The organism is Actinomadura sp. NPDC048032, from assembly GCF_040653175.1.
In the GTDB taxonomy this organism is placed as follows: Bacteria; Actinomycetota; Actinomycetes; order Streptosporangiales; family Streptosporangiaceae; genus Spirillospora; species Spirillospora verrucosospora.
Map to the genome: position 1 here is coordinate 1 of NZ_JBEZJP010000538.1, position 4,630 is coordinate 4,630.

The following is a 4,630-nucleotide window of genomic DNA, read 5'->3' on the forward strand; positions in this document are numbered from 1 at the left end:
CCGCTTCGACAAACGCGGCTACCTGTTCACCGGCACCATCACCGTCGCTGTCCTGCTCATCTGGCTACGCACCTGATCCAAGAAACAGGCCCTAGACCGCCCGCGGGCCGGGCGAACGGCGGGCCCGCCATGTTTGACGGCACGTCTCAGGGCAGGAGAGCGCACGGTACACAGTCGAGGGAGGAGGGACACCGTGACCGTACCGAACGTGGACCTCATCGACGGGACCGCGATGCCGCAGCTCGGCTTCGGGGTCTTCCAGGTGGGGAACGACGAGGCCGAGAGCGCCGTGACGATCGCCCTGCGGAACGGCTACCGCAGCATCGACACCGCCAGCGCCTACGGCAACGAGGAAGGCGTGGGGCGCGCCCTGCGCGCGTCGGAGCTGCCGCGCGACGAGCTGTTCGTCACCAGCAAGGTGTGGAACAGCGACCAGGGCTACGACGCCACGATGCGCGCCTACGAGGCGAGCCTGCGCCGCCTCGGCCTGGAATACCTGGACCTCTACCTGATCCACTGGCCGATGCCGGGCCGCGACCTGTACCTGGAGACCTGGCGGGCGCTGGAACGGCTGAAGCACGACGGGCGGGTCCGCTCGATCGGCGTCTCCAACTTCACCGTGGAGACGCTGCGGCGCGTCATCGACGAGGCCGACGTGGTCCCCGCCGTCAACCAGATCGAGCTGCACCCGTACTTCCAGCAGGACGGGATGCGCGCCTTCCACCGCGACCACGGCATCCGCACCGAGGCGTGGGCGCCGCTCGGCCAGGGGCACGGGCTCCTGGACGACCCCGCGCTCGACCGCATCGCCCGGGCCCACGGCCGCACCCCCGCCCAGGTCGCGCTGCGCTGGCACCTGCAGATCGGGAACGTGGTCATCCCGAAGTCGGCGACGCCGTCCCGGATCGCGGAGAACATCGACGTGTTCGGCTTCGAGCTGACGCCGGACGACATGAAGACGCTCGGCGAGATGGACAAGGGCCTGCGCTTCGGGCCCGACCCGGCGACGTTCGAGACGGACTAGCCCCCCGCGCGACGCGCCCCTCGGGAACCGTCACCACGCGCTCGGTCGCCGCCGGGAGACCCCAAGATCGTGACCGTGGGTGGCCAAGCGTAACGTTCCGTGCATGGGGGAGGAGCGGGGGAGCTGGACGGGGCCCGGCGGGTTACGGGTGACGGCGGTGCGGCTGACCGGCGCGCACGGGGTGTGGGCGGACTTCGCCGGAGTGCGGGGGGCCACGGCGCTGCTGGTGACCCGGGACGGGGTGCCCGTCGGCCGCGGCTACTACCCGACGGTCGATGATCTCGCCGAGATCGTCGACCTGGCGGAGCTGCGCTCGGGATAGCGGTTGCGCGGACGCCACCCGCGCGTGTAGTCGGTTACTGGTGGGACAGCGCAGGTGTGACGTCGCCGTGGTCGGATCGCTCAACGCCGACCTGGTGGTGGGAGTGGAGCGGCGGCCCGCGCCGGGGGAGACCGTGCTCGGGTCCGACCTGGCCACGCATCCGGGCGGCAAGGGGGCCAACCAGGCGGTCGCGGCGGCGCGGCTCGGCGGCCGGGCCGCGATCGTCGGCCGGGTCGGCGACGACGGGCACGGCGCCCTGCTGCGCGACGCCCTGGCCGCGGCCGGCGTGGACCTCGCGCACCTGGCGGCCACGCCGGGCGTCCCGACGGGCGTCGCGCTGATCACGGTCGGGCCGGACGGCGACAACAGCATCATCGTCTCACCAGGCGCCAACGCCAGGCTCGGCCCCGCCGACGTCGAGGCGGCCCGGCCGCTGATCGAGAGCGCCCCGGTCGTGTCGCTGCAGATGGAGGTGCCGCTGCCCGCGGTGGAGGCCGCCGCCGGGCTCGCCGCCCGCGCGGGCCGCCGGGTCGTGCTGAACCTCTCGCCGTCCGCGCCCGTCCCGGACGGGCTGCTCGCCCTCTGCGACCCCCTCGTCGTCAACGAGCACGAGGCCGCCTTCCTGCTCGGCGGGGCCGGCGACCCCGGCCGGATGGCGGCGGCGCTCGCCGGGTCCGGGCCCCGCTCGGTCGCGGTCACGGTCGGCGCCGACGGAGTCGTCGTCGCCGACGGCCGGGGCACCTCCGCCCTCCCGTCCCCGCGGTCGGAGGCCGTCGACACCACGGGTGCCGGGGACGCCTTCACCGCCGCGCTGTGCCTGCGGCTCGCGCGCGGCGACTCCCTGCGGGAGGCGGCCCGCTACGCCGCCCGGGTCGGCGCCGCGGCCGTCCGCCGCCCCGGCGCGCAGAGCTCGTTCCCCACGCCGGACGAGGTGCCCACCCTCTAGTTCACGGGCCGGTGCGGGCGCAGCCGGTACAGCTCGTCGGCGGCGTCGTGGACGTCCGAGCCCAGGTCGAACGCGCTGAGCAGGTACAGGTCGTCGGCGGTCTCGATCTCCAGGATCCGCGTGTGCAGCAGCAGCCGGCGCCGCTCGTCCACCCGGATGGAGACCACCTCGTCCCAGCGCAGCCGGCGGCGCCGGGCGTAGCCGGTCACGACGGTGAGGCCCTCGCGGTCTGCGGCGAGCCGGACCGGGGCGATCAGGTCGCGCAGCGCGAGCACGTTCAGGCCGATCGCCGCCGCGCCCGCCAGGAACCGGAACTGGGGGTCGTGGGAGTACAGCACGAGCAGCGCCGTGACGGCCGCCGCCGCCGCGCACTTGACCACCACATGACCTGGCGGTACGCGCCACCGCCGCTCGTGAGCCGCCTCCATGCCGCCGACCATAGCCCCCGCCGGGCCCTGCCCGCGCCATGGATCGGTCCGATAGCGTCGGGGCCATGCGACTCGGTGTGCTGGACGTGGGCTCGAACACGGTGCATCTCCTGGTGGTGGACGCCCACCAGGGCGCGCGGCCCCTCCCCGCGTACTCCCACAAGGCGGACCTGAGACTCGCCGACCATCTGGCGGACGGCGAGCGGCTCTCCGAAGAGGGCGAGACGCTGCTGCGCGACTTCGTCGACGAGGCGCTCCAGGTCGCCGAGGACAAGGGCGTGGAGGACCTGGTCGCGTTCGCCACCTCCGCCGTCCGCGACGCCTCCAACGGCGACGACGTCCTGGCGCGCATCCGCGCGGACAAGCGGATCGACATCCGGGCGCTGTCCGGCGAGGAGGAGGCGCGGCTGACCTTCCTCGCCGTCCGGCGCTGGTTCGGCTGGTCCTCGGGGAGGCTGCTCGTGGTGGACATCGGCGGCGGCTCGCTGGAGGTCGCCTCCGGCATCGACGAGGAGCCGGACGCGGCGTTCTCCCTGCCGCTCGGCGCCGGGCGCCTCACCCGCGACTGGTTCACCGCCGACCCGCCGCCCGCCGAGGAGGTCCGCAGACTGCGCCGGCACGTCCGCGCGGAGATCGCGCGGCGGGTCGGGGACGTCGCCCGGTACGGGGCGGCCGACCACGCGGTCGCCACGTCCAAGACGTTCAAGCAGCTCGCCCGGATCGGCGGCGCCGCCCCGACGGCCGACGGCCCCTACCAGCGGCGCGTCCTGGCGGGCGAGGCCCTCACCGAGTGGACCGACAAGCTCGCCGCGATGCCCTCCGCCGAGCGCGCCGAGCTGCCCGGGGTGTCCGAGCGGCGCGCCCCGCAGCTGCTCGCGGGCGCGATCGTCGCCGACGCGGCGATGGACCTGTTCGAGCTGCCCGAGCTGGAGGTCTGCCCGTGGGCGCTGCGCGAGGGCGTCATCCTGCGCCGCCTCGACATGATCACCGGCTGAGCGCGGGGAGCGGTCCGGCCCTCACGACCAGTTCGGGTGGCCGAGGACCCGGCCCTCGGGCGTGACGGCGCGGTCGCCGGTGCCGTCCGCGCGGACGGCGCGGATCACCGGGTCGGTGACCTCGCCGCGCACGTAGGCGAGCCAGCGGCCGTCGCCCGACCACGCCGGGTCCATGTCGCGCGCCGCCCCGGACGTCAGCGCGTGCGCGCCGGACCCGTCGGCGTTCATGATCCAGATGTCGCTCGCGGTGGCCGGTCCCCGGACGTAGGCGATCTTGGAGCCGTCGGGGGACCACTCCGGGTCGACCGCGCGCACGCCGTCCCTGCTGATCCGCGTCCAGGCGCCGCCCGGCCGGTCCGCGTCCATGGTGTAGATCTGCTCCACGTCGGCGTCGCGCTTGCTCCAGAACACGAGCTTGCCCTTGGACGACCACATCGGGTCGTCCTTGAGGGAGTCGTCGGTGGTCAGCTGGGTGACCTGGCCGCCCCCGACGGCCATGGCGAAGATCTGCCGGACGCCGTCCTTCTCGCCCACGTAGGCCAGGCGGGCGCCGTCGGGCGACCACGCCACGCGGGTGCCGCGCACGATGCCGGTCACCTTCCGCGCGCCTGACCCGTCGGCGTTCACCACCCAGGCCTCGCCGCTCCGCTGGCCCATCCGGGTGAACGCGACGCGCCTGCCGTCCGGCGACCGCTCGGGGAGGACGTCGCAGCCTGGCCCGCCCACGAGCGTCCTCGGAGACGCCTCGCCGGGCCTGTAGACGCCGATGTCGGCGTTGCACGTCGTCGGCCACCCGGGCGCGGTGTCGACCCGGACGAACATCGGCGCGGTCGGGAACGCCGCCGCACCCGCCGCGGCGTTCCGCGCGCCGTGGGAATCGAGGCCGTTGAGGTAGACGGCGCCCGCCACGACCCC

At 74.6% G+C, this 4,630-nt stretch carries 5 protein-coding genes and 1 pseudogene; 4 read left to right on the plus strand and 2 right to left on the minus strand.

Annotated elements, in window-relative coordinates:
- Positions 1–232: 232 nt before the first annotated feature.
- The 3 genes from AB0C69_RS38355 (at position 233) to AB0C69_RS38365 (ending at position 2,292) form a co-directional block, all read left to right on the plus strand.
- Entirely contained in the window at positions 233–1,024 is a 792-nt protein-coding gene (locus AB0C69_RS38355; protein ID WP_353833045.1) for an aldo/keto reductase, read from the plus strand.
- Positions 1,025–1,127: 103 nt separating this feature from the next.
- Positions 1,128–1,346: a hypothetical protein gene (locus AB0C69_RS38360; RefSeq protein WP_345182447.1), complete on the plus strand. Its 219-nt coding sequence runs from the start codon at positions 1,128–1,130 to the stop codon at positions 1,344–1,346.
- 40 nt (positions 1,347–1,386) lie between these two features.
- Positions 1,387–2,292: a ribokinase gene (locus tag AB0C69_RS38365; protein WP_360360878.1), complete on the plus strand. Its 906-nt coding sequence runs from the start codon at positions 1,387–1,389 to the stop codon at positions 2,290–2,292.
- On the opposite strand, the gene AB0C69_RS38370 is transcribed toward AB0C69_RS38365, so the two are convergent.
- Positions 2,289–2,720: a PH domain-containing protein gene (locus AB0C69_RS38370; RefSeq protein ID WP_345182452.1), complete on the minus strand. Its 432-nt coding sequence runs from the start codon at positions 2,718–2,720 to the stop codon at positions 2,289–2,291. The two genes, AB0C69_RS38365 and AB0C69_RS38370, sit on opposite strands and share 4 nt — an antisense overlap.
- A 65-nt stretch (positions 2,721–2,785) precedes the next feature.
- Between AB0C69_RS38370 and AB0C69_RS38375 the strand changes: the two genes are divergently transcribed.
- Positions 2,786–3,715, plus strand: a complete 930-nt coding sequence (locus AB0C69_RS38375) for a Ppx/GppA phosphatase family protein (RefSeq protein WP_360360881.1) — start codon at positions 2,786–2,788, stop codon at positions 3,713–3,715.
- Positions 3,716–3,736: 21 nt separating this feature from the next.
- Here the strand turns inward: AB0C69_RS38375 and AB0C69_RS38380 are convergent.
- Positions 3,737–4,630 (minus strand): annotated as a pseudogene (locus AB0C69_RS38380) (hypothetical protein); the annotation flags it as partial.

Coding starts and splice junctions, on each gene's coding strand:
- AB0C69_RS38355 (WP_353833045.1), top strand. CDS start 233: ATGCCGCAGCTCGGCTTCGGGGTCTTCCAGGTGGGGAACGACGAGGCC.
- AB0C69_RS38360 (WP_345182447.1), top strand. CDS start 1,128: ATGGGGGAGGAGCGGGGGAGCTGGACGGGGCCCGGCGGGTTACGGGTG.
- AB0C69_RS38370 (WP_345182452.1), bottom strand. CDS start 2,720: ATGGAGGCGGCTCACGAGCGGCGGTGGCGCGTACCGCCAGGTCATGTG.
- AB0C69_RS38375 (WP_360360881.1), top strand. CDS start 2,786: ATGCGACTCGGTGTGCTGGACGTGGGCTCGAACACGGTGCATCTCCTG.